Below are 3,184 nucleotides of genomic sequence, written 5' to 3'. Positions count from 1 at the left end.
GTGGTGTGTGGTGGTGGCAAGTGTGTAAGGGCGCATGGTGGATGCCTTGGCATCAGGAGCCGATGAAGGACGTGGGAGCCTGCGATAAGCCTCGGGGAGTTGGCAACCGAACGGTGATCCGAGGGTGTCCGAATGGGGAAACCCGGCCGTCGTCATGGGCGGTCACCCGCATCTGAATGTATAGGGTGCGTGGAGGGAACGTGGGGAAGTGAAACATCTCAGTACCCACAGGAAGAGAAAACAACAGTGATTCCGTGAGTAGTGGCGAGCGAAAGCGGATGAGGCTAAACCGGTTCGTGTGTGAGACCTGGTAGGGGTTGCACGGTCGGGGTTGTGGGAGTGTGTTGGAGGCGGCTACCGACGCTTCGGGCAGTGAGAAAGTCGTGGTATAGCCGAAGGATCTGGGAAGGTCCGGCGTAGTGGGTGAAACCCCCGTAGGCGAAATGCTGCGGCCTGTCTGGGCGCATCTCCCGAGTAGCACGGGGCTCGTGGAATCTCGTGTGAATCTGCCAGGACCACCTGGTAAGCCTAAATACTTCCTGATGACCGATAGCGGACAAGTACCGTGAGGGAATGGTGAAAAGCACCCCGGGAGGGGAGTGAAATAGTACCTGAAACCGTGTGCCTACAATCCGTCGGGGCAGGACTTCGTGTTCTGTGACGGCGTGCCTTTTGAAGAATGAGCCTGCGAGTTAGTGGTGCGTGGCGAGGTTAACCCGGGTGGGGAAGCCGTAGCGAAAGCGAGTCCGAACAGGGCGTTTCAGTCGCGTGCTCTAGACCCGAAGCGGAGTGATCTACCCATGGCCAGGTTGAAGCGCGGGTAAGACCGCGTGGAGGACCGAACCCACCAGGGTTGAAAACCTGGGGGATGAGCTGTGGGTAGGGGTGAAAGGCCAATCAAACTCCGTGATAGCTGGTTCTCCCCGAAATGCATTTAGGTGCAGCGTCACGTGTTTCTTGCTGGAGGTAGAGCTACTGGATGGCCGATGGGCCCCACCGGGTTACTGACGTCAGCCAAACTCCGAATGCCGGTAAGTCAGAGCGTGGCAGTGAGACTGCGGGGGATAAGCTTCGTAGTCGAGAGGGAAACAGCCCAGATCATCAGCTAAGGCCCCTAAGCGTGTGCTAAGTGGGAAAGGATGTGGAGTCGCGCAGACAACCAGGAGGTTGGCTTAGAAGCAGCCACCCTTGAAAGAGTGCGTAATAGCTCACTGGTCAAGTGATTCCGCGCCGACAATGTAGCGGGGCTCAAGTACACCGCCGAAGCTGTGGCATTCACATGTGAACTTCAGGCGCCGGTGCCGTCCTTCGGGGTGGTGGGGGTGTTCTGCAGGTGTGTGGATGGGTAGGGGAGCGTCGTGTGTGGGGTGAAGCGGCCGAGTGATCGTGTCGTGGACTGCACACGAGTGAGAATGCAGGCATGAGTAGCGAATGACGGGTGAGAAACCCGTCCGCCGATTGACCAAGGGTTCCAGGGCCAGGTTCATCCGCCCTGGGTAAGTCGGGACCTAAGGCGAGGCCGACAGGCGTAGTCGATGGACAACGGGTTGATATTCCCGTACCGGCGTAGAACCGTCCATGTCGAATCCGGTGATGCTAAGCACCCAAAGCCGGTCCTACCTTCGGGTGGGGCTTGGTGGAGCGTGTGGCCCGATCCGGTAGTAGGCAAGCGTAGTAACAGGGGTGACGCAGGAGGGTAGCTTCCGCGTGGCGATGGTTGTCCACGTCCAAGGGTGTAGGGCGAGGTGTAGGCAAATCCGCACCTCTGACTTAGATGTCGTGCTTGAGACCTGATGGTGACCCCGTAGGGGGGAAGTAGGGTGATCCCATGCTGTCTAGAAAAGCCTCGGCGCGAGGTTCGAGCCGCCCGTACCCTAAACCGACTCAGGTGGTCAGGTAGAGAATACCGAGGCGATCGAGTGAATCGTGGTTAAGGAACTCGGCAAAATGCCCCCGTAACTTCGGGAGAAGGGGGGCCTGAGGCGTGAAGCCGCTTGCCGGCTAGCGTTTGAGGGCCGCAGAGACCAGGGGGAAGCGACTGTTTACTAAAAACACAGGTCCGTGCGAAGTCGCAAGACGATGTATACGGACTGACGCCTGCCCGGTGCTGGAACGTTAAGGGGACCGGTTACCCACGTAAGTGGGGACGCTGAGAACTTAAGCGCCAGTAAACGGCGGTGGTAACTATAACCATCCTAAGGTAGCGAAATTCCTTGTCGGGTAAGTTCCGACCTGCACGAATGGCGTAACGACTTCCCCGCTGTCTCAACCGCGAACTCGGCGAAATTGCACTACGAGTAAAGATGCTCGTTACGCGCAGCAGGACGGAAAGACCCCGGGACCTTCACTATAGCTTGGTATTGGTGTTCGGGACGGCTTGTGTAGGATAGGTGGGAGACGGTGAAGCGGTCACGCTAGTGGTCGTGGAGTCAACGTTGAAATACCACTCTGGTCGTTCTGGATGTCTAACTTCGGTCCGTGATCCGGATCAGGGACAGTGCCTGGTGGGTAGTTTAACTGGGGCGGTTGCCTCCTAAAGAGTAACGGAGGCGCCCAAAGGTTCCCTCAGCCTGGTTGGCAATCAGGTGTTGAGTGTAAGTGCACAAGGGAGCTTGACTGTGAGACAGACATGTCGAGCAGGGACGAAAGTCGGGACTAGTGATCCGGCCGTGGAGTGTGGAATCGCGGTCGCTCAACGGATAAAAGGTACCCCGGGGATAACAGGCTGATCTTGCCCAAGAGTCCATATCGACGGCATGGTTTGGCACCTCGATGTCGGCTCGTCGCATCCTGGGGCTGGAGTAGGTCCCAAGGGTTGGGCTGTTCGCCCATTAAAGCGGTACGCGAGCTGGGTTTAGAACGTCGTGAGACAGTTCGGTCCCTATCCGCTGCGCGCGCAGGAAACTTGAGAAGGGCTGTCCCTAGTACGAGAGGACCGGGACGGACGAACCTCTGGTGTGCCAGTTGTTCCGCCAGGAGCATGGCTGGTTGGCTACGTTCGGAAGGGATAACCGCTGAAGGCATCTAAGCGGGAAGCCTGCTTCGAGATGAGGTTTCCGTACCTTTCGGGGTGAGAGGCTCCCAGTAGATCACTGGGTTGATAGGCCGGGTGTGGAAGCAACGACTGAGGAGTTGTGGAGCTGACCGGTACTAATAAGCCGATCACTTGTTACCAGCGCACACC

1 rRNA gene is annotated in these 3,184 nt (G+C 57.9%); it reads left to right on the top strand.

Features of this window, described 5'->3' with window-relative positions:
- The first annotated feature begins 14 nt into the window (after positions 1 to 14).
- Positions 15 to 3,174, top strand: a 23S ribosomal RNA gene (locus ACRYM0_RS20640).
- Positions 3,175 to 3,184 lie beyond the last annotated feature (10 nt).

Origin of the sequence: Kineococcus arenarius subsp. arenarius (genome assembly GCF_050871845.1) — a bacterium.
In the GTDB taxonomy this organism is placed as follows: Bacteria; Actinomycetota; Actinomycetes; order Actinomycetales; family Kineococcaceae; genus Kineococcus.
The sequence above is the reverse complement of the archived record's forward strand: the minus strand, read 5'-3'. Positions and strand labels throughout refer to the sequence as shown.